We start from the raw sequence: 21,186 nt of genomic DNA, 5'->3' as shown, positions 1-21,186 counted from the left end.
GGAATCCCCGTTCCCCTTTCACAGATGGCTACCGTGCCGCAATCGACCGTCCTTCTCATCGGCGCCGCCGGCCTCCTCGGCCGCGCGGTTGCCGCGTCCCTGTCCCGCGAGTCTTCGTTAAACCTCGTCGCGACGATCCGCAACCCGCACGGCGCAGGCGCAAAACGCCTTGCGTTGCCGGCGGAAAACCTCGCCGAACTCGACGTCCTCGACGAGCCGGCCCTCGAACACCTCTTCGCCACCCGCCAGCCGGCCGCCGTGATCATCTGCGCGGCCGAACGCCGCCCGGACGTCTGCGAACGCGATCCTGACGGCGCACGCGCGATCAACGTCACCGCCCAGGCGCGCATCGGCGCGCTCGCCGCGCGCCACGGCGCATGGACGCTCGGCATCTCCACCGACTACGTCTTCGACGGCAAGGCCGCTCCGTACCGCGAGGACGCCACCCCGAATCCGCTGAACATCTACGGCCGCACGAAGCTGGAAGGCGAGGCGGCGCTCCTCGCCGCGTCGCCGCTGTCGTGCGTGCTGCGCCTGCCGCTGCTCTACGGCCCGATCGTAGACTGGAGCGAATCGGCCGTCACGAGTCTCGTGCCGGCGATCGCCGCGTCCGCACTGCCGGGCGCCGCCGCGGTCGGCATGGACGCCTGGGCGATCCGTTACCCGACCTATACGCCCGACGTCGCGGACGTCATCCGCGACCTGACATTGCGCCATCTCGCGGGTGCGTCGATCACGGGCATTCGTCACTGGTCGGGCGAGGAGCCGATGACGAAGTACGACATTGCGCAGCGGATCGCGGCCGCGCTCGGCATCGAAGCATCGCTCACGCGGATCGACCAGCCGACCGACGCGACGCCGCGTCCGTACGATTGCCATCTGGACGCATCGCGCGTGCGCGCAGCCGGGATCGATCACGCGACGCCTTTTGATATCGCGCTGCGCGCCGTGCTGCGCGATGCGCCGCAGACGCTGTAGGATCGGGCGCCGCGCCGCGCCGCGCCGCGCCACGCCGCGGCCCGCGCCGCGTGATCCGCAGCCGTCCACGGCGACAGCTGCGCGACGGAGGCGGCCCGCGCGCATCGGCCGGCCCATCATCGCCCACCCAGGAGCCCAGCCATGCAACTGAAATGGCTCGAAGACTTCGTCGAACTCGCGCGCACGCGCAGCTTCACCCGCGCGGCGGAGAACCGGTTCGTCACGCATCCGGCGTTCGGCCGCCGTATCCGGTCGCTCGAGGAGTGGGTCGGCGCGCGCCTGATCGCGCGCACGAAGCCGCTCGAACTGACGGCGGCGGGTACCGTGTTTCTCGATGCGGCATCGAACGCGCTCGACGTCCTGCACGGCGCCCGCACGCAACTCCAGGAAGCGTCGCCGGTGCTGGAGAACAACCTGCGAATCGCGACCGGCCGCACGCTCTCGGCCACCTTCTTCCCCGACTGGTACGACGAGACCGTTGCGCGCGCCGGTTTTTTTACGGCGACCGTGTCGACCGGCAGCGCGGAGGAAGCGATCCTGCAGCTCACGGCCGGCGACGCCGACATGCTGATCGTCTATTCGAGCCCGCATACGCGGCTGCTGATCGATCGCGACCGCTTCGACTGGCTGTCCGTCGCGCGCGAGGTGCTGGTGCCGGTCAGCGCGTTCGATGCGCGCGGCAGCGTGCGCTACCGGCTGCCGGCCGGGCAGGCGCCGGTGCCGTGGCTCGCGTTCGCGCGCACGTTGACCCTGCGCGCGGTGCTGGCGCGCCATCTCGCCGAAATGCCCGGCCGCCCGACGTTGCGGCCCGTGTACCAGGCCGACTCGTACGAAGCGATCCTCGCGATGGCGCGCCGCGGGCTCGGCCTGGCGTGGCTGCCGCAGCGGCTCGTCGCCGACGACGTCCGGCGCGGCGAGCTCGCGATCGTCGGGGGCGCCGACTGGCAGATCGGCTTCGACATTGCGCTGTACCGTCGACGGAACGACCCGCACCCGGTACTGGACGCGATCTGGCGCACCGCGCCGGCCCGCGACGACGGCGCCGCATAGCCTCCGCGGGCAGCGCCCGCGCGGCCTGCGCGCCGATCGGCACGATTGCGTGCCGAAACGGCACGAACGCCCGCCCCGCGTTGCCTACACTCCGCGCTTGACTGGCCCGAACGGCCGCCGGCAAAGCCGCGCGCCGTCTTTCAAAATCCTGACGGCCAGCATTACCGGAGGAGCAAAGGGATGACCCGCAATACACACGGCGCGACGCCGGCCCCGCACAACCCGTGGCGCGAGATCTGCGCCGCGAGCATCGGCAACGCGCTGGAGTTCTACGATCTGCTGATCTACGGTTACTTCGCGATCGTCATCGGCCAGCTGTTTTTCCCCACGCACGACGCGGCGACTTCGCTGCTGCTGTCGGTCGGCACGTTCGGCATTTCGTTCGTCACGCGTCCGCTCGGCTCGATCGTGCTCGGCAGCTACGCCGACCGCGCGGGCCGCAAGGCATCGCTGACGATGTCGATCGGGCTGATGATGCTCGGCACCGCGATGATCGCGTTCGCGCCGACGTATGCGCAGATCGGCATCGCGTCGCCGTTGCTGATCATCGTCGCGCGGATGCTGCAGGGTTTCTCGACGGGCGGCGAATTCGGCGCGGCAACCGCGTTCATGGTCGAGCAGGCCGATGCGAAGCGCCGCGGTTTCTTCGCGAGCTGGCAGATGTCGACGCAGGGGCTCGCGACGGTGCTCGCGGCCGGCGTATCGGCGCTGCTGAGCCTGCTGCTGACGACCGACCAGCTGCACACGTGGGGCTGGCGCGTCGCGTTTTCGGTCGGGTTGCTGATCGGCCCGGTCGGGCTCTACATTCGCCGCAACATCGACGAACCGGCCGATTTCCGCCGGCTGGGTGAGCAAGGGCGCGCGAAGTCGCCGCTGCGCGACGTGTTCGTGCGCGATCGCGCGAACATGCTGCTCGGCGCGGGGGTGGTCGCGACGGCCACGGCCTTCAACTACGTGCACAAGCTGTACATGCCGACGTACGCGGTCAAGCAGCTGCATATCCCGGCCACGTCGTCGTATCTCGGCGCGGTCGTCACGGGCGCGATGCTGATGGTCGCCGCGCCGGTCGTGGGGCATCTGTCGGACCGTTTCGGTCGCATCCGCGTGATGCTGATCGCGCTGATCCTGGTCGGCGTGACGACGTGGCCGCTGTTCGTCATGCTGAACCGCTATCCGACGGTCGAGACGCTGCTCGCGGTCCAGGCGCTGGTCGGCCTGTTGATCGCGGTGAGCCTCGCGCCGCTGCCGGCGCTGCTCGCCGACATCTTCCCGACGAGCACGCGCGGCACGGGCCTCGCGCTGTCGTACAACTTCTCGGTGACGCTGTTCGGCGGCTTCGCGCCGCTGATCGTGACCTGGCTGATCGACGCGACGCACAACAAGCTGGCGCCGAGTTTCTACGTGATGGCGACGGCCGTGCTCGGGATCACGTCGGTGATTTCGCTCGGCCGCCGGATGCGCGGCACGGCGGCCGCCGCCGCGCCATCGACACGCGCGACCGGGGCGTGACGCGCCGGCCGCAAACCCGATTCCGGCGCAGCCGGCACACGCCGGCCGTGCCTTTTCCGAACCTTGTTGAGCCTTTCCGACATGACCACGCTTGAAGCCATCCGCGCCGCCTTGCCGGCCTATCCGATCGAAGTGGCCTTCCCCGACATCTCGCGCTGGCGCGCGGGCAATACGGGCATCGACTATCTGCATACGTTCGACAGCGGCCGGCCCGGCAAGCACGTGATGATCCTCGCGCTGACGCACGGCAACGAAGTCAGCGGCGCGATCGCGGTGGACACGTTGCTGGCCGCGGGCCTGCAGCCGGTTGCGGGCCGGCTGTCGCTCGGCTTCGGCAACGTGGGCGCCTACGAGCACTTCAGCGCGGAGAACGCCGATGCGACGCGCTACCTCGACGAGGACATGAATCGCGTGTGGACGCCGGCCGCGCTCGACGGCACGCGCGACAGCCGCGAGCTCGCGCGTGCGCGCGCGATGCGTCCGCTGCTCGATACGGTCGACCTGCTGCTCGACATTCATTCGATGCACGAAGCGTCCGCGCCGCTGATGATGACCGGGCCGCTCGAGAAGGCGATCGCGCTGGCGGCCGCAATCGGCACGCCGGAGCACGTGATCATCGACCGCGGCCATGCGAACGGCACGCGGCTGCGTGACTACGGCGGCTTCGGCGACGCGGCGAGCGCGAAGAATGCGCTGCTGATCGAGACGGGCCAGCACTTCGCCGCGAGCGCGCGTGACGTCGCGCTCGACAGCGCGGCGCGCTTCCTGCTGCATGCGGGCGTGGTCGCGCGCGACGACGTCGCGGCCTTCCTCACGCAGGCCGCGCCGGTGCGGCAGAAGTTCGTCGAGATCACGGAGCCGGTCGTCGCGCGTTCGATGGATTTCCGGTTCTCGCAACCGTTCACGGGGCTCGAGGTGATCGGGAAGGCCGGCACCGAAATTGCCCGCGACGGCGACCATGTGATCGTCACGCCGTACGACAACTGCGTGATCGTGCAACCGTCGATGCGGCATCTCGGCGTGAACGTCACGATGATGCGGCTGGGGCGCTTGCTGGATCGGTGACGTCGCCTGTGGCGGACCGCCGGGAGACGGCCCGCGCGGTCGCGCTTCTCAGCCGATGCGTGGTGGGCCATGCCGCATGCGATTCACGCATCGGGAGGGCGGCGCAGACCGAACAGCCAGGGCGCCCGTGCATCGATGTGCTACGCGTGTCGCTTCGGGTTCCACGCCTTGTGTACGAATTCGAGACGGTTGCCGTCGAAGTCGGCAACGTTGGCGGCGTAGTAGCCGGGGGCGAAATAGGTACGATCCGCCGGTTTCCCCTCGTCAATCCCGCCGGCCTTGATCGCGGCGGCGTAGGCGGCGTCGACCAGTTCATTGGTATCGCAGACGATCCCGACGTAAAGCCCGGTCTCGCCGGGATGGCGTTTGCGCAGCCAGATGCTCGATCCGACTCCCGCTCCCTTGCCGTACACGTCGTCGCCGATGCCGTAAAGATCGGGGACGCTTTCCGGGCCCGAGGCGGAGTCGTAGTTGCCGAAAATGCTCCAGCCGAGCGGCTTCAAGGCTTCAGCGTAAAAGGCCAGTGATTTTTCGATGTCGGTGACTGAGATGTAAACGTGGTCGATCATTGGGCGCCTTCGACGGGGATGGGTACGGTCTGCGCATGGCGATATCCGACAGCCGGGCGTCTGCTCATGGCTGGGCCCCGACGGTCGCCGACGCAGGGATGCCTGATGCTACGGCCGTGCATGCGCTTTCACAAGCCGCACATGGAATCACGCGCGAGCCTGGCGCAACGAACCGGGCATCCGGCTCGGCGTGAACGTCACGATGATGCGATGGAGGCGACAAACGCCGGACGACGCCTGAATCGCAATGGCAAGCCGGCCGGCTTCGTCGGTACCCGGATGGGAATGGCAGATGGATGAACAGGTAGCGGGCATGCAGGTGCGATGTCGCGCAGTATCGGCACCCCAGCCCGCGGTGGTGCTGGATTCAGACCGTCAATCCAGCACCGGGCTTCACGTATCGATAATCGTCGAGCGCTTCAAGATCGATTAACGAATCGCAAAGCGGGTCGCCGGCGAGCCATTCGCGCAATTATTTCCATAGATAAACATATTTCTGTTTTCCGAATATGCCTGGTAAATAATCGAATAAACTTCCTTGGCACTGAACGAGTAGACGCCATCGTTGATCGTCACCAGCAGGTTGCCGGTGGTGTCGGTTTCGATCTTGTCGATCTTGCCGGCTTTGCAAAGCGCCTGTGCGGACGCGCACGTGGAGGCGAGCATCAGTGCTGAAAACAGCACGGTTGCAATCTTCTTCATGACTTTCCTTTGGAATTGAATGAAATGATGCGATCTGACGACGTCGGCCACGTCCGGAAAGACATGTCTGTCCTTCCGGATTGCTGATTCGCAAGCGTCTGGAAATCAACGGGGCCTGGCAAGCTGGAACTTTGCGACAAAGCACGAATGAAATGATTCGTGCTGCGCCTCCGTTACCTCTTTGATTTTTGAATCGCGGTGTTGCGGCGCACAACACAGACTATTTATTTGGCTTTGAGGGCGCCAATCGAATTAATTTATCGTTAATGGAATTCGATAATTTTTTGTTTGAATTTGATTTAATTGAATTCTGGATGGTGTTGTTTTTATTTTTTGATTGTTTCGATATTCAAATAATCGACGGCGAATATTGAGGCGATGATCGATGGTGGTGCCGGCGCGGCAGGCGAAGCGCATGGGCGTTCATGGGGTTCGATTGATCGAGCGCGGGAGGAATCCCTGGCACGAAGCGACTCGTGCCCGAACGGAAAGGCGCTACACTGCGCGGGTTCCCGGGCACACCGGGCGCGCCAGGGCATCGGGCACACGGTTTGCCGACACGCGACGATGGTTTCGCCCGCGCCCCGGCTCATTCGAACAAATCACGAGAGCAAGAGAGGGCCCATGCTGACACGTCTTCGTATCGGTCTCGATCGCGCGCGCGACCTGCGCGAAGCGGGACGACCGTCTCCCGTCCACCCACGGCCGCAGGCGAGCGAGCTGGTCGACCTCAGCGCGCAGCGCGCGATGTGGCGTGTCGCCGTTCCGGGCCAGGCCGACTGCTACATGGCGGCGACGCCCGCCGAAACGGAGCGCTACGTCGTGCATCTCGACGCGCAGACGTTCTATGGCCTGTGGCTCGGCACGAGCCCGAGATTCCCGCAGCCGAACTCGCAGGACTGCGTGCCGCGCCGCGTCATGCCGCTCGACAGCAAGTACGCGTCGGCCGCCGCCGCGTTCCGGGCCGGCCGCCTCGAACCGGTGGCACTGCCGCCGGTCGGCTACTGGATCGAGGGAGGCGGGTACGAAGTCGCGATGAGCAACGGCATGACGCGCACCTTCTGGCTGCTCGCCAACCGCGTGCGGTCGTTTCCGGTCAGCGTCGACAACGCGACCTGGGCCACGATGCTGAACAACATGGCCGGTGTCGGCGTCGCGCCGATCGCGTACCGCGAACTGTTTTCCCGGCGCGCGTAGGTCGGTGGTCGCGATCCGGCAGCGCCGATCGCCCCGGTTTGACACGCCGCGTTCGCGGCCATTAAAGTCGCATCGCGGGCCGGTGGGTCAAGCTCACGCCCGGAACAGGCAGCCGATGTTCCAGGACTACGGGGCTACCCCGTGGATCAGATCGACATCCCGATGCGTCGCAAGGAGCGCCGTTGCGCGTTGCGCAACGTGACTCCTCGCAATACCCGTCACGTTGGCTCATCGTCCCGCCCATCCTTTTCCATGTCTTCATCCCTGCGCGATACCACCCGCACGATTGCCGAGGCGATGCTGGCCGGTGCGCCCGAACGTGCCGGCGTCCTGTCCCGGATGGCGGCGGTGCTCGGCGGCGCGCCGCCGTGGACTCACGAAGTCGCGGACGCCGCGCTCGTGCGCTTCGGCGCGCGCTGGGCCGATGTCGACATCGATGCGCTTGCGGCGCACCTCGCCGATGCGCCGCCTTTCGTGCTCGCGTGGTACGGCAGCGACCGGCCCGCCGCGATCCGCGTCGTGCGGCGGCCGCTCGTCCAGCTGCCGTTGCCGGCGCCGCTGGCCGGCTGCGACGTGCCGCAATGGGCGACGCCCGGCGATCTCGCCGACTGGCTCGGCGTGCGCGTGCCGGAACTCGACTGGCTGTCCGACCGTTGGCGCGTCGACGCGCGCAGCGGCGCCACGCCGTTGCATCACTACACGTACGTGGCGCACGACAAGCGCAGCGGCGGGTGCCGCCTGGTCGAGATCCCGAAGGGCCGGCTGCGCGAAGCGCAGCGCCGCATCCTGCACGGGCTGCTCGACCGCATCGCGCCGCACGGAGCGGTGCACGGTTTTCGCAAGGGGCACGGGATCGTGTCGTTCGCGGCGCCGCATGCCGATCGCGATGTCGTCGTCCGTTTCGATCTCGCGGATTTCTTCGTATCGATCCGCGCCGCGCGCATTCACGCGCTGTTCGTCACGCTCGGATACCCGGCCGAAGTCGCGCGCACGCTTACCGGGCTGTGCACCAACCGCGTGCCGTCCGCGCGGCTGCTCGCCCCGGATCTGCGCGACCGGTTCGACTGGATCGGCCGTCAGCGCTATCGAGAACGGCATCTGCCGCAGGGGGCGCCGACGTCGCCGGCGCTGGCGAACCTGAGCGCCTTCCGGTTCGACATGCGGCTCGCCGCGCTCGCGCGTTCGCTCGATGCAACCTACACGCGTTACGCCGACGATCTCGCATTTTCCGGCGGCGGCGCGCTGGCGCGCGACGTCGAGCGGCTGCAGGTGCGCGTTGCCGCGATCGCGCTCGACGAGGGCTTTGCGCTGCACCTGCGCAAGACGCGCGTGATGCGGCGCGGCGTGCGCCAGCAACTCGCCGGCGTGGTCGTCAATCGTCATCCGAACCTGGCGCGCGATGAGTTCGATCTCCTGAAGGCCATCCTGACCAACTGCATCCGGAGCGGGCCGGCGGCGCAGAATCGCGATGCGCGTCCGGACTTCCGCGCGCATCTCGCCGGGCGCGTCGCGCATGCGGCCGCGCTGAACGCGGCGCGCGGCGCGAAGCTGCGCGCGCTGTTCGACAGGATCGCGTGGGACGCCTGCGACGTCGGTCTGTGAGCGTCCGAAAAGCGACCAAAAAGCGACCGGGTCCGGATCGACGCCGGCCGACGACTTCTGCATCGCGATGCCGTGCACTGCTATCATTCGCGCCATGCCGCGCCAGTGCCTGGTGCGGCGCCTACTTGCCGCAGTCGTTCGCCCGTGCCTTCGTATGCGGCGGGCTGCGCGTTGCCGGGCCGGTTCAGTCTGTCATCGATTGACGCGCGACGTCGTTTAGTGCGTATCGCGCAAGCCACGCCGGCTCAGGCAAACGATACATACATTTGACAGCACCCATCGGCGGAACTTCGTGGTAGGTTCCGCCATCGGAGCTTTTTGCGAAAACATGCCCAAAGAGGATGAATACATGACCCAGGCCCTGCAGGAACTCGAAGCACAACTTCGGGACCTGAATATCAAGCTGTCGGATGCGAAGCAGAAGGAGAAGCAGGCCGCGCTCGCGGCATTCAAGGAACAGGTCGAGCTTTTGGGAATTTCGCAGCAGGAAGTGCTGAGCGCGCTCGGTTATATCGTCCAGCGAAAACGCAAGGCGCCTGCCAAGTACTACGATCCGACGACCGGCCGCTCATGGTCGGGCCGCGGCCCGCGGCCGAAATGGCTCGAAGGCAAGGATCTCGACACGCTCGCCGTCGACCGCGAGGCCAAGACCTGGTGGCCCGGAGACGACCAGGGCTGAAGCCGGCCAGGCCGCTGGACCCTCCGGCGCCTTCCGGCTCGCGCAAGCGGGCCGGCCGGCAACCCGCTCCCCCACGTAGTCGTTCGTCCGGAGTCCGGCCTGGCCGCGACATCGCCGGCTTCACCGCCGACACCGGCCCGCCGTTTTTCTCTCCCGTTCATGACCCGCAGGTTGCCGCCATGCCGTCCCGCAGACGGGTGCCGGCGCGCGCGGAGCCTCGCCACTGGCCGACCTGCCGGTCCTTCGTTCGCGGGCACAGGCCTTAGAATGTCGCCGGACAATCGTGGCGGGACACCATGGCAGCAAACATGAAATCTCCGACGCTCGGCGGCCCGTCGGCCCCGCGCGTCGAGCAGGTCGGCGCATACGCGTGGAAAGCGCTGGCCGGATCGGCGATCGGCTATGCGATGGACGGCTTCGACCTGCTGATCCTCGGCTTCATGCTGCCGGCGATCACGGCGGCGCTGCACCTGACACCCGGGCAGGGCGGCGCGCTCGTCACCTGGACGCTGATCGGCGCCGTCGCCGGCGGCATCCTGTTCGGTGCGCTGAGCGACCGCTACGGGCGCGTGCGCGTGCTGACCTGGACGATCCTGCTGTTCGCGGTCTTCACCGGGCTGTGTGCGTTCGCACAGGGTTTCCGGGATCTGCTCGTCTACCGCACCATCGCGGGCATCGGGCTGGGCGGCGAGTTCGGGATCGGCATGGCGCTCGCGGCGGAAGCGTGGCCGGCCAGCAAACGCGCGCGCGTATCGTGCTACGTCGCGCTCGGCTGGCAGGCCGGCGTGCTGCTGGCCGCCTTGCTGACGCCGTTCCTGCTGCTGCACATCGGCTGGCGCGGGATGTTCCTGGTCGGCGTGCTGCCCGCACTGCTTGCGTGGGCGATGCGCAACAAGCTGCACGAGCCGGAAGCGTTCGTGCAGCGCGCGGCGCAGCCGAAGGCCAACGCGTTCCGCCTGCTCGTCGCGGACGGCCGCACCGCGCGCACGAGCCTCGGCATCGTGATCCTGTGTTCGGTCCAGAACTTCGGCTACTACGGGATCATGATCTGGCTGCCGACCTTCCTGTCGAAACAGATGGGTTTCTCGCTGACGAAGTCGGGGGTGTGGACGGCGGTGACGGTCGTCGGGATGATGATCGGCGTCTGGGTGTTCGGGCAGCTGGCCGACCGCATCGGGCGCAAGCCGACGTTCCTGCTGTACCAGCTCGGCGCGGTGGCGACGGTCATCGCGTATGCGCGGCTGTCGGACCCGACGGCGATGCTGTGGGCCGGCGCGCTGATGGGCATGTTCGTCAACGGGATGGTCGGTGGCTACGGGACGCTGATGTCGGAGGGTTATCCGACGGCCGCACGCGCAACCGCGCAGAACGTGCTGTGGAACATCGGCCGCGCGGTGGGCGGCTTCGGCCCGGTCGCGGTCGGCGCGCTTGCCGCGCACTATTCGTTCCAGACGGCCATCGCGATGCTCGCCGGCCTCTACGTGCTCGACATGGTCGCGACGCTGTTCCTGATTCCCGAGCTCAAGGGCGTCGAGCTCGAATGAGCGCGGCGATCGCGCGCAATCCAACCCCTTCTCCGGAAACCACGATGCAGCAGAAGAACAGGACGATCGGCGTGATGGGCTCGGGCAAGGAGCCGTGGCTCGCGTTTTCGGAGCCGCTCGGCGCATGGCTCGCGCAGGCCGGTTTCAACCTGCTGACGGGCGGCGGGCAGGGCGTGATGCTGGCGGTCGCGCGGGCGTTCGCCGGCGTGCCCGGGAGGGCTGGGCGATCGATCGGCATCCTGCCGACGCAGGCCGATCCGCTCGCGGGCTTCGTGCCGCTCGACGGCTATCCGCATCCGTTCGTCGACATCCCGATCCTCACGCCGCTGCCGCGCCGCGAGCCGGATGCCGAGCCGCACACGATCAACCGCAACTACGTGAACGTGCTGAGCAGCGACCTGATCGTCGCGCTGCCGGGCGGGCACGGCACGGCCGAGGAGATCGCGCTCGCGCGGCGCTGGCGCAAGCCGCTCGTCTGCTTCGGGCCGGAGGGGGCGTTTCGCGTGCTCGCGGCGGGCGCCACGTGCACGTCGTCGCTCGACGACGTGATCCGGTTCGTGGAAGACGCGTTTTCGGCGGAGCAGGCGAAACGATAGTTCATGCAATCGGCCTCGGTGGAGATCGGACCCGCTCGTGTCCCGGCCGGTCGTCCCGCATGCCGAGTGCACGCTCACTGTCGAATGGCAGCCATTGCATCATGGTCGAGCCGCGCGCAGAGGCATGACCGATGGTCTCACACCACATCTGGCCCAGGCGCCACGGGGGGGCGCCGGTCGACATGTTGGTAGATGCGGTTCACGTCGTGACGGTGTTCGTGGCGGTGACATGCAACACGGTGGGGCGTGCGGCTCCGGCAGGAGTACCCCTGCCGGGCGAGGCGCCGACCGGCAAACCAGTCCGTCAAGACGTGATTGCCGGTGAAATAAAACAAAGAGACTGATTTTTTAGAATATATAAAAGAGGTCCGTTGATTGTTGTTTTTGGCATATCACACCTAGAATAATCCTGGTTAGGGCCTGGATTTTAGATGGGTTGATCGTGTTGATTAAACGGATTGAAAAATGAACGAGATTGTTTATATCGTCGCGGAGCGATCGGGGTACTTTCTCGGTAAATATTTGGGCTGGCTGATATACCCCTATCTCGTGATATTGAAAGGCGGCGCCTGGAATATTCAGCAAAGTTTTGAAGGGCTCGGACTTGTCTCGTCGAATTTTGTCGAGCAGGATGCGCAGGGGCAGGTTGTTTCGAGTTATTGGTCGCCAGGCGAAGCGATGCTGCCGATTCTGGTCGTGCTCTGGATACTCTTGCTGGTATTGGCGTTCCTCTACATCACGACGGGATATGTGCTCGCCAGGAAGAAGGGGGCCCTGGTTGCATTGTCAATTCTTTTGCTCCCGGGGTTGCTGGTACTGCAGGGCTGGTGGCCCTTGATTTCGCTTGTGCCCGATTCGTTCGTCATCGGCGGGAGCGGTGTGCTGGGCAGCGGTTGGGGCATGCTGACGCTGGTAGGCTTAGGGCTGGTCGCGGGATGGTGCGGCGTGCTTGTGCTCATCGACCTCCTGCCGATCGGCGACGGTTTCGGGCATGTCTACGATCATGTTTGGTACGCGGCCGCGTTGCTCGCGGGCATTTTTTTCGTGTTCGATTCGCACGCGAACCGGCATGTCCAGTCTCTGCAGGAGAGTTCGCGCGATACGCAGAGAGCAAGCGCCTATCTGTTGAAGCAGGCGGAACGGTATGAATCGTGGTGCGCGCAGAACAGGCTGGGGGAGAGCCTGTCATGCCGCTGGGCGTCGAGCGTGCAGCAAACACTGCTCGATTACTCGGCAGAAGATCCGGCTGTCTTTGTCGTCACGGGGCCGCATGCCGCCGCGGATATGTACCAGATCAACGGGCGACGTCTGACACCGGAGCAAATTACGTCATTGCGAAACGAAATTGCGACATACAACGAGGACATATGTCCTGTTACGCGGATCGACGATAGGGTCAGCGTGATGCCGCCGTCATCGTCGCGGTGCCTGAGAACCCCGATACAGTTCTGCGCGTCGTTTCCCGAACGGCTTGACGGGCGAGACGTCAGGCACGATGCGTTCAACCCGGCATCGCTTGCAAGCGAATGTGTCATCTCGACACTCGTCGCGTTTCGCGACCAACAAGAGAAACTGCTGACGCAGGTCAACGACGATCGTCGGTCGAAGCACTATCGATGGATCTACTACGTGCTTTTTTCCATTGTCATCGGCGGGAAAATCGCGCTGGCGACGGCCAAGACGGCGGGCTTGAACAAGCGCACGCCGACCGAAAGGCGGAGAAGCCTGCACTGGGTTAGTCGTCTCTGGCAGATTTCATGGAGAGGATTGCAGATCATCTGGTGGGTGATCGCAGGGAGCGTGGCGATCTGCGTGGCATTACTGCGATTCGCGATGCCCCGGAGCGGAAAGCGATAAGTCGAGACCAGCTGGCCTTTGCGACAGCCCGATTGACGGTAGCCTTACGCGGAGAGTCGCGCGACCGTCCGTCGCGAAGCCGATGTCTGACGAGGGCTCGTCGGTCAGCTGGGGTGGGCGGTCGACGCCTTGTCGGATAGGTCGACTATTCCGCAGCCGATCGGAACCGTGCCTGCGGCGCGAGCCGCCGCAGGCACGGTTCAGTCCCGCGGCGCGACGCTCAGCGCCCCGTCTTCAACTGCGCCCACAGCCGGTTCTGCAGCCGGCGAATCTCGGGCGGCATCGGCTTGAGCAGCGTCATCCTGCTCAGCACCTCGTCGGCCGGATACACCGACGGGTCGCGTGCGATCGCGGGCTTCACATACTGGCGCGCGGCCTTGTTCGCGGTCGGATAGAACACCGCGTTGGTGATGCCGGCGTTGACCTTCGGATCCTGCAGGTAGTTGATCCACTTCAGCGCGGCGTCGCGGTTCGGCGCATCCTTCGGGATCACCATCATGTCGAACCACAGCAGCCCGCCTTCCTTCGGGTTCGCGAAGCGGATCTCGTACGGGCGCTTCGCTTCGGCGGCGCGGCGGTGCGCAATGCCGACGTCGCCCGAATAGCCGAACGACACGCACAGGTCGTTGTTCGCGAGATCGTTGATGTAGCCCGACGAGTTGAACTGCGTGATGTACGGGCGTACCTTCTTCAGCACCTCGTACGCCGCGCGGTAGTCGGCCGGGTTCGTGCTGTTCGGGTCCTTGCCCATGTATTGCAGCGTGGCCGCGAACACGTCGACCGCCTGGTCGAGGAACGATACGCCGCAGCTCTTGAGCTTCGCCATATTGGCCGGGTCGAACACCAGCGCCCAGCTGTCGACCGGCGCCTTGTCGCCGAGCGCCTTCTTCACCGCCTGCACGTTGTAGCCGATGCCGTCGGTGCCGTAGGCCCATGGCACGCCGTACTGGTTGCCCGGATCGGCGTCGGCGACCATCTTCATCAGCAGCGGATCGAGGTTCGACAGGTTCGGCAGCTTCGACTTGTCGAGCGGCTGGTAGACGCTCGCCTGAATCTGCTTGGCCATGTAGTTCGACGTCGGCACGACGATGTCGTAGCCGGAATTCCCCGACATCAGTTTCGCCTGCAGCGTGTCGTCGCTGTCGTAGTTGTCGTAACGCACGTGGAGGCCCGTCTGCTTCTGGAAGTTCGGGACCGTGTCCGGGGCGATGTAGTCGGACCAGTTGTAGATGTTCAGTTCACCGGCCGCGTGGGCGGTCGTGCCGGCGGACGCGGCGGCCGACAGGGAGGCGGCGGTTGCAATGCTGCGGGCAAGCGTGCGGATTCGCATGACGAAGTCTTCCATTTTCAGGGCGCGTGTCGATCCGCGATGCGCGGGCCGGTGCGCGACGGTTCATCGGATGAAGCGGGCGTGCGCGAGCACCGCTCGCGGTGAGCGAGCGTGGTGCGCGACGATCAGGAATCCGTTCGATTGCGGGCCGGCTCGCACGGAAACGAAGCGCGAGCGGATTCCGTCACCGGTCGGGCGACACGGCGGGCAGGTCGAACGGATACAGGGAAAGGGGTGAAGCGCTAAGGCAGCAGCGAGGCCACGTCGTCGGTATGGATCGCGACGTACGCACGCGCGGCGACGGCGTTGTGGCGGCGAACGGAGCGGCAGGACAGGATGGTGTAGATCGACAGATGCAGGCGAGGACTTTGCCAGCCGTCACGGTCGTCGGTGGACGCGATCGCGGCGCGCAGGTTTCGCGCATCGCCTCGTCTCCACCGCACCAGCGGGCCACGGAATCTCACGTTTACTCTCGACCGGGTTGTTGAAAGTATTGAACACCTGACGATTCGCCAGCGACTGCCGTTTCAGGCCGCGGTCATCGAATTTGCCGCGATGCGCGATCGGTTTCGAGACGCGAACTGAAAGCTTGGCGGACCGCTGGATCGCCGAAACATGACGCTTCCGTGAATCATCAGGTAAATCGCTGTAAGGATGTCTCGGGATTTTCCCTAGTGATTCGCAGGCCGATGCAGGCGTTCGGCGTGATCGCGATAACGGATGAACCGCGCACGCGACGCGGCTCGAGCGGCCATGACGGGCGTCAAGTGATGAGAATATTCGACGGCATGCAGCCCATCGACCTTCAGCCGCCGGATGGCCCGGGCCGGCTGAAGCGCTGCTCGACCACCTCCGTGCCCCATTGCGTGCCCGCGGATTCGCTCGTCAGCGTGAAGCCGAACGACTCGTACAGGTGGCGTGCCGAATCGAGGCCCTTGAACGTCCACAGATAGGTTTCGCGAAACCGCTGCGCGTCGACGAAGCGCATCGCTTCCGTCATCAGGCGGCGCCCGATGCCGGAGCCGCGCAACGCATCGTTCACGATGAACCATCGCAGGTGCGCGACGCCCGTTGCCGGGTCGCCGTCGATCGCGAGCGACGCGAGCGTCCGTCCGTCTTCCTGGCACAGCCAGAGCGCCTTGCCGTCGGCCGGCAGCGCACCGGCGAACTCGGCCAGCTCGGTCGCCACCCGCTTTTCGAAAAAGGCGCCGAATCCCCAGTGTTCCGAATAGAAGCGCGCGTGAAGGCTCGCGATATCGCCGATGCAGCCCGGCTGGTAGCCTTCGCGGATCGATGGCGCATCGGGTGTCGCGGCGCTTGCCCTGGCGGCATTGTCCTGCGCGAGCGCATCGGCATACAGCGCGAGCGAGCGCAGCAGCGCCTGTTGATCCGCCGGCACCATGCGGCGCAACGCATTCGACACCTGATCCGTCGCGAACGCGTCGATTCTTTTCTGGAGCTTCTTGCCGTCGGCGGTCAGGTACAGCTCGGTCGCGCGCGCATCGTCGCTCGATACGCGCCGTTCGACGATGCCGGCCGCCTCGAGCCGCGCGAGTTGCCGGCTCGTGTTCGATTTGTCCAGCCGCAGGATGTTGCCCAGATCGCGGGCGTTGATGCCGGGCGCCATCCCGATCTCGAGGATCGCGTGAACCGCCGAAGGCGCCCAGTCGCTGTCGGCCAGCGTCGCGCGCATGAAACCGAGCTCGCGAACCAGTTTGCGGGAGAAGTCGCGAAGCTCGAGGATGGTTGCTTCGCGAGGCTTGGCGGGAGCGTCGATGAGGTCCATGGTCAGCCCGGAAAGGTTGCGGATCGCAAGCAATAATAGTTGCGGGTCGCAACTTGATCAAGGCGGATTTTCATCGGGACGCGTCGTGCCGAGCGGTGCTTGCGGGGCCGGCGTCGGCGGGGATCACGGGGACGGATGGGCGGGCGGTGAGTGGTATTGGCGCGGATGGCGGAGTGCCGCGAACCGGACGCATACTCGGTGCATCCGGACGCCCCGCCATGCGAGCGCGGGTGTCGGCCGGTCATCGATCCGCGGCGGCGGACAACGGAGCCCACCATGAACAATCTGAAGCCGATGACGATTGCGTTGCTTGCCGGATGCGGGATCGGTGCCGGTGCCGGTGCCGTTCACGCGGCCGGCAGCATGGATGCGCCGCCCTGCAGCGCGGCGCATGCGGCGGATCAGGGCGGGATCGCCGCGATGCCGGGCACGTCGGTGCGCAGCTTTTCGACCGCCGGTTGCTCGGGCGCGGTGCTGCAGGGCGACCGGGCCACCGCGACGGTCAACGGCGACCGGATCGAGCTGCGGGACGGCATCGTCTACGTGAACGGCCGTTCGTACGGCGCCGTCACACCGGCGCAGACGGTCGAATACGAAGCCGCGCACGACCGGCGTACGTTGAAGGTCGACGGGAAACCCCGCACGCCGGTGCGCTGAGTCCGCGCCCGGGCCCGCGGCAACCGCGCCGCGCCTAGTCGACCAGCGTCAGCCTGCCGTCGCTGAGCCGCACCTCGCGCCCGATCCACGCCGCGTCGACGCGCGGCAGCACGGCCGACGGCTTGCGCAGTTCGCGCAGCAGCGTCGCGCCGTGCGACAGCCGGCCACCCATGCGCGCGATCACCGCGCGCGCGGCCTGGTACTGCGCGTGCCGGCCCGGGTCGAGCGTGTCTTCGAGCAGGATGTCGCGGCCGAGCACGCCTTGCGTGTGGCCCGGATAGATCATGAAGCCGGCCGCCTCGTCGGTGCCTTCGCTGCCGTCCTGCCAGAAGCTGCCGTTGCGTTCGCGGCGATCGGGATGGGGCGCGAACCATGCGTCGCGGTCGGCGGCCGGCATCGCGTGATGCAGGCGGAAGAACACGCGCATCAGGTTGTCGCGATACCACTCGCGCACCTGCAGATACCAGCCGCGCATGCCGGGCGCGCCGAGCGCGTGGAGCACGCGGACGGGCAGCGGCCAGTCGGGAAACGCCTGCAACGGCAGATCGGCGGGCGCGGGTCGTGCGGTGCCCGGATCGGTTTCCCACGGCAGGCGATGCGGGCTGTTCTCGAGCTGGCCGTATGCGGTCGGCGGACGGCCCCACAGTGCGCCGCCGCTGCTGGCCAGCGATGACGCGATGCACAGGTTGCCCTGCACGACGAATACGTAGAAGCGCGTGAACCAGTCGGCCAGCTGCCGGCCGTCGGCGCGTTGCTCGACGAGCGTCGCGAGTTCCCGGTCGAAGCGCTGCAGGCCGCGTTCGAGCGTCGGCAGATGCCCGCGTGCGGCGCGCAGCATGCGCCAGAACACCGGCAGCGAACGCAGCAGCCGCAGCGGACGCCAGCGCAGCGGCGGGGTCGCGCCGCCGATCTCGCCGCTGTAGTTGCCGGCCGATACGCCCCAGTCGGCGAGACGGGCGAGGAACAGGTCGTTGTTGATGTACGACGCGCCGCCATAGAGCGCGGTGAATGGTTCGTTGTCCTGCAATACGCGCGCATCCCAGCGCGCCATGATGGCCGGGATGCTGCCGGCCGCGCGCCGTTGGGTGTACTCGACCAGCCGGCTGGGCTGCGGCGGCAGGATCTCGGCGATGTTCGCGGCGGTCAGGTGCCGGTGCCAGCCGTAGCTGCTGATCGGGCGATATTGCAGCAGCCACAGCTGCGTGCCGTCCCACGCCCATTCGACATCGCCCGGCACGTAGTGGAACGCGCGCAGCACGCGTTGCAGGAAGGTCCACAGTTGCGTCGCGCCCAGGCCATGCGCGCCCGGGAACGTGCCGCGTTGCCAGGGCTCGCCGAGCCGCGACAGGATCGCGCGTTGCGGGCTCGCCTGGCCGTCGGCGAGCGATTCGAGGTGGCCTTCCACCCATTCGACTTCGACCGCGAGATGCCGCACGAACGCGATGCCCGACAGCACGGGCGTGATGAAGCGCTGGACGACCGTTTCCTCGAGGCCGCCGTCGAGCAGCTCGGCCGCGCGCGCGGCGGCCTGCGAGGCCGGTACGCGCAGGAACGTGGTGTGCAGGCCCGCGTTGGCCGCATCGGCCTGGTCTTCGCCATGGCTCGACGAGCGGATCGCCCACTCGGCGTCGGGCTGGCTCGCGAGAAAGCCGGGCAGGCGCGGATCGTCGGCGCGGGTCAGCGACAGCGCGGGCGGCACGGGCAGGCCGGCCATCGTCGCCAGCGCCAGGCGCCCGCCCTTGGTGTGCGCGACGAAGCCGGCGTCGCCCGCTTCGAGCCACTGCGCGAACGCAGCCGGTGCGTCGATCCACGGATAGTGTCCCCAGCCGGCCTGCAGCGTGACGGTGAGCTCGGCGCGCGCGAGGATGGCCGACCATGCGGCGGCCTGGCGCACGCCGAGCACGGCGTCCTGGTCGCCCCACACGAGTTCGATGCGATCGGTGACCCACTCGAGCAGCGGCAGCGCGGTATCCGCGCGCACGAGATCCCAGTGCGGCAGGAACGCGCGGCAGCGCGCGTAGCCGGCGCCCATGCGGCGGTACTGCGCGCGTGTCCAGGTCAGGTTCGAGAACTTGCGGGCGAACAGCGCCGGGTAGTGCGCGAGCAGCCAGTGAATGGTTTTGCGCAGCGGCTTCGGCGCCATCAGTTTCGGCAGGCGCCGTTCCCACAGAAATGCACCGACGGGCGCGAGCAGCACGCTGCGGCCGAAGTGGCCGGGGCGCCGTTGCAACGCATGCAGCACCAGCAGCGCATTCACGCCGACCGCCATGATCGCGTGGCCCGGTTCGGTCGCGTCCAGCAGCGCTTGCGCATACGCGGCGAGATCTTCGCAGGGCGGCGCGGGATTGTCGCCGAAGCCCGGCAGTTCCAGCGGCACGGGCCGGTAACGGCGGAAGTGGGGCAGCGTGTCGTCCCACCAGTCGGCCGCGCTGCCGTTGCCGGCGAGGAGGTACAGGATCGGTTTGCTCATGGAGGCTTCGTCGGCGGTCGATCGTCGCGGTGGCGCGCGCCCGGTTGGGGCGGCGCGGCCCGCGGATGCCGCTGCGCATGTTCGTGTCGTCTTGTTCGCGTTGCGCCGGTGCGAGTGGAATGGAAGCGTGGCCCCGCTCGGCTTGATGGTTGCGCGCATTCTACTTGAGTCGACCCGGACGATAACCGCCATCTCGAACGCGACTTCATGCAGACGCAGGTGATGCATGACGTGTGCGGGAATGGCCGATGCCGTCAATGAATCCGGCTCGTGGCCGGTCGGCGCGAAGGCTTGTGCGGCGGGCCTTTCAACCGGGCGTCCATGGCGCGTTACGCGTCGGATTCGGCGCCGGCGCGCGGCGGGTGCCCGGTCCAGCGTCGATACGCATGGCGGAAGCTGCGTGGCTCGCTGTAGCCGAGACGTTCCGCAATGGCCGCGACCGTCAGCTCCGGATCGTCGAGCATCCGCACCGCCTCGTCGCGGCGCACGTCGTCGAGCAGCGACTGGAACGTGAGGCCGTCCTTGTCGAGCCGACGGCGCAGCGTGCGCTCCGTCAGGTGCAGCGCGTTCGCGAGCGACGTCATCGACTTGAAACGCGTGAGGTCGCGCGCCATCAGCTCCTTCGCGCGATCGGCGAAACGCGTGCCGACCGACGCGGCCCACTGCCGTTCGAGCGCCTCGCACTGGCCGTGCAGCGCATTGAAGCTGACTTCGTTCGCGAGCAGCGGCATCTCGGTGCCGTTCACGGACGTGAACACGAGCCGGTTGTCACCGGCATTGAACGCGACCTTGCAGCCGAAGTGGCGCGTGTAGTCGGCCGCGTTGCGTGGCGTGCGGCGCGCGAGCTGTACCTGCGCGGGCCAGACCGGCTTGCCGACGAGGTCGGACACGATCAGGCGCAGGCTCGACAGGCACATGTCGACCTGGAACACCTCGAGATCGGGCTCGCCGTTGTAGCGGCTGATGGTCACGCTCATGCCGTCCGCATGCGCATCGATACGCACGTCGAAATACAGGCCCATGAACAGCGGAAACTGGCTCATGCACCGGAATGCCTGCATGACGGAACCGCTGATCAGCATCGCGTAGCCGGCGAGGCCGAGTGTCGATACGTGCAGCCGCGCGCCGATCGACAGCCCGATCGACGGCACGCCGCTGCGCTGCAGCAGGTTGCGGAAGCAGCGCTGCTCCTGGCCGCGATTCACGTGCAGGTTCGGCGACGCGACTTCGTCCGCGCCGAGCCCCGTGCCTTCGAGCAGCGCGGCACCGTCGATATGCCGCACGCGGCACTCGTCCAGCGCGACCGCGATCGCGTGGACGGTGGCGGGAATGTCCTCTTGGCGTCCGGCCGGGCGCGCGAGGCCGAGCGACGAACGCAGGCTGCGCTCGGCCCGGCTCTGGTTTCGATGAGATCGGGTGTCCATGGTGCTGACGGGGCGGCTGGGTCGCGTAGAACATAGCCGGAATGTCCGCAAAACGCCAGTGCGGCACAGCACCATGCATGACGCGCCGGCGCGATACGCGGCGGGGTGTCCGGAAATATCCCCCGATTACGTCCGCATTTCTCATTCGTGGCGGAATTTTTGGCGCACCAC

The 21,186-nt window shown here is 66.9% G+C and carries 19 protein-coding genes; 12 read left to right on the top strand and 7 right to left on the bottom strand.

The genetic code is table 11. From position 1 onward, the window contains the following. Positions 1–24 precede the first annotated feature (24 nt). The 4 genes from ABIC51_RS25830 to ABIC51_RS25815 all read left to right on the top strand — a co-directional run bounded on the left by ABIC51_RS25830 (position 25) and on the right by ABIC51_RS25815 (position 4,602). Positions 25–978 carry a dTDP-4-dehydrorhamnose reductase family protein gene (locus tag ABIC51_RS25830; protein ID WP_354006691.1) on the top strand — a complete coding sequence of 318 codons (954 nt, stop codon included), beginning with the start codon at positions 25–27 and terminating at the stop codon, positions 976–978. 141 nt (positions 979–1,119) lie between these two features. Continuing rightward, the gene (locus ABIC51_RS25825; protein WP_027792138.1) at positions 1,120–2,028 is read left to right on the top strand and encodes a LysR family transcriptional regulator; all 909 of its coding nucleotides are present in this window, start codon (positions 1,120–1,122) and stop codon (positions 2,026–2,028) included. A gap of 180 nt (positions 2,029–2,208) precedes the next feature. Further along, positions 2,209–3,537, top strand: a complete 1,329-nt coding sequence (locus ABIC51_RS25820; protein WP_060170117.1) for an MFS transporter — start codon at positions 2,209–2,211, stop codon at positions 3,535–3,537. 81 nt (positions 3,538–3,618) lie between these two features. Next, positions 3,619–4,602 (top strand): M14 family metallopeptidase, encoded by a 984-nt coding sequence (locus ABIC51_RS25815; protein WP_060170119.1) that lies wholly within the window; start codon positions 3,619–3,621, stop codon positions 4,600–4,602. A gap of 140 nt (positions 4,603–4,742) precedes the next feature. Here the strand turns inward: ABIC51_RS25815 and ABIC51_RS25810 are convergent, their stop codons facing one another. After that, positions 4,743–5,171 carry a VOC family protein gene (locus ABIC51_RS25810; protein ID WP_027792136.1) on the bottom strand — a complete coding sequence of 143 codons (429 nt, stop codon included), beginning with the start codon at positions 5,169–5,171 and terminating at the stop codon, positions 4,743–4,745. Positions 5,172–5,463: 292 nt separating this feature from the next. Here ABIC51_RS25810 and ABIC51_RS25805 point away from each other — a divergent pair, with 292 nt between their 5' ends. Next, a complete protein-coding gene (locus tag ABIC51_RS25805; RefSeq protein ID WP_155253152.1) occupies positions 5,464–5,604 on the top strand; it encodes a hypothetical protein in 141 nt (46 codons plus the stop codon). Here ABIC51_RS25805 and ABIC51_RS25800 read toward each other — a convergent pair. Beyond that, complete coding sequence (locus tag ABIC51_RS25800; protein ID WP_027792135.1) at positions 5,601–5,873, bottom strand: hypothetical protein; 273 nt, start codon at positions 5,871–5,873, stop codon at positions 5,601–5,603. The two genes, ABIC51_RS25805 and ABIC51_RS25800, sit on opposite strands and share 4 nt — an antisense overlap. 624 nt (positions 5,874–6,497) lie before the next feature. Between ABIC51_RS25800 and ABIC51_RS25795 the strand changes: the two genes are divergently transcribed. The 6 genes from ABIC51_RS25795 to ABIC51_RS25770 all read left to right on the top strand — a co-directional run bounded on the left by ABIC51_RS25795 (position 6,498) and on the right by ABIC51_RS25770 (position 13,348). Beyond that, the gene (locus ABIC51_RS25795) at positions 6,498–7,070 is read left to right on the top strand and encodes a plasmid fertility inhibition factor family protein (protein ID WP_027792134.1); all 573 of its coding nucleotides are present in this window, start codon (positions 6,498–6,500) and stop codon (positions 7,068–7,070) included. A gap of 252 nt (positions 7,071–7,322) precedes the next feature. Beyond that, positions 7,323–8,672, top strand: a complete 1,350-nt coding sequence (locus tag ABIC51_RS25790; protein WP_354006690.1) for a reverse transcriptase family protein — start codon at positions 7,323–7,325, stop codon at positions 8,670–8,672. A 349-nt stretch (positions 8,673–9,021) separates the two neighbouring features. After that, on the top strand, positions 9,022–9,351 hold the full coding sequence (locus ABIC51_RS25785) for an H-NS histone family protein (RefSeq protein ID WP_027792132.1): 330 nt from the start codon (positions 9,022–9,024) through the stop codon (positions 9,349–9,351). A 296-nt stretch (positions 9,352–9,647) separates the two neighbouring features. After that, positions 9,648–10,895, top strand: a complete 1,248-nt coding sequence (locus ABIC51_RS25780; protein WP_027792131.1) for an MFS transporter — start codon at positions 9,648–9,650, stop codon at positions 10,893–10,895. Beyond that, positions 10,892–11,491, top strand: a complete 600-nt coding sequence (locus tag ABIC51_RS25775) for an SLOG cluster 4 domain-containing protein (RefSeq protein WP_354006689.1) — start codon at positions 10,892–10,894, stop codon at positions 11,489–11,491. The genes ABIC51_RS25780 and ABIC51_RS25775 overlap by 4 nt, the downstream gene beginning before the upstream one ends. Before the next feature lie 465 nt (positions 11,492–11,956). Then, on the top strand, positions 11,957–13,348 hold the full coding sequence (locus ABIC51_RS25770; protein ID WP_354006688.1) for a hypothetical protein: 1,392 nt from the start codon (positions 11,957–11,959) through the stop codon (positions 13,346–13,348). A gap of 220 nt (positions 13,349–13,568) precedes the next feature. Here ABIC51_RS25770 and ABIC51_RS25765 read toward each other — a convergent pair whose 3' ends face one another. The 3 genes from ABIC51_RS25765 to ABIC51_RS25755 form a co-directional block, all read right to left on the bottom strand. Then, a complete protein-coding gene (locus tag ABIC51_RS25765) occupies positions 13,569–14,678 on the bottom strand; it encodes a polyamine ABC transporter substrate-binding protein (protein ID WP_027792129.1) in 1,110 nt (369 codons plus the stop codon). A 242-nt stretch (positions 14,679–14,920) separates the two neighbouring features. Then, on the bottom strand, positions 14,921–15,142 hold the full coding sequence (locus tag ABIC51_RS25760; RefSeq protein WP_049096502.1) for a hypothetical protein: 222 nt from the start codon (positions 15,140–15,142) through the stop codon (positions 14,921–14,923). A 341-nt stretch (positions 15,143–15,483) separates the two neighbouring features. Further along, entirely contained in the window at positions 15,484–16,464 is a 981-nt protein-coding gene (locus ABIC51_RS25755; protein ID WP_027792127.1) for a bifunctional helix-turn-helix transcriptional regulator/GNAT family N-acetyltransferase, read from the bottom strand. A gap of 276 nt (positions 16,465–16,740) precedes the next feature. Here ABIC51_RS25755 and ABIC51_RS25750 point away from each other — a divergent pair, with 276 nt between their 5' ends. Then, on the top strand, positions 16,741–17,121 hold the full coding sequence (locus ABIC51_RS25750; RefSeq protein ID WP_060357846.1) for a S26 family signal peptidase: 381 nt from the start codon (positions 16,741–16,743) through the stop codon (positions 17,119–17,121). A 34-nt stretch (positions 17,122–17,155) separates the two neighbouring features. Here the strand turns inward: ABIC51_RS25750 and ABIC51_RS25745 are convergent, their stop codons facing one another. Both ABIC51_RS25745 and ABIC51_RS25740 read right to left on the bottom strand, forming a co-directional pair. Continuing rightward, on the bottom strand, positions 17,156–19,591 hold the full coding sequence (locus ABIC51_RS25745; RefSeq protein WP_354006687.1) for a PEP-utilizing enzyme: 2,436 nt from the start codon (positions 19,589–19,591) through the stop codon (positions 17,156–17,158). 329 nt (positions 19,592–19,920) lie between these two features. After that, positions 19,921–21,015 carry an AraC family transcriptional regulator gene (locus tag ABIC51_RS25740; RefSeq protein ID WP_060198785.1) on the bottom strand — a complete coding sequence of 365 codons (1,095 nt, stop codon included), beginning with the start codon at positions 21,013–21,015 and terminating at the stop codon, positions 19,921–19,923. Positions 21,016–21,186 lie beyond the last annotated feature (171 nt).

Origin of the sequence: Burkholderia sp. 572 (genome assembly GCF_040545135.1) — a bacterium.
Taxonomy (GTDB): Bacteria; Pseudomonadota; Gammaproteobacteria; order Burkholderiales; family Burkholderiaceae; genus Burkholderia; species Burkholderia cepacia.
The sequence above is the reverse complement of the archived record's forward strand: the minus strand, read 5'-3'. Positions and strand labels throughout refer to the sequence as shown.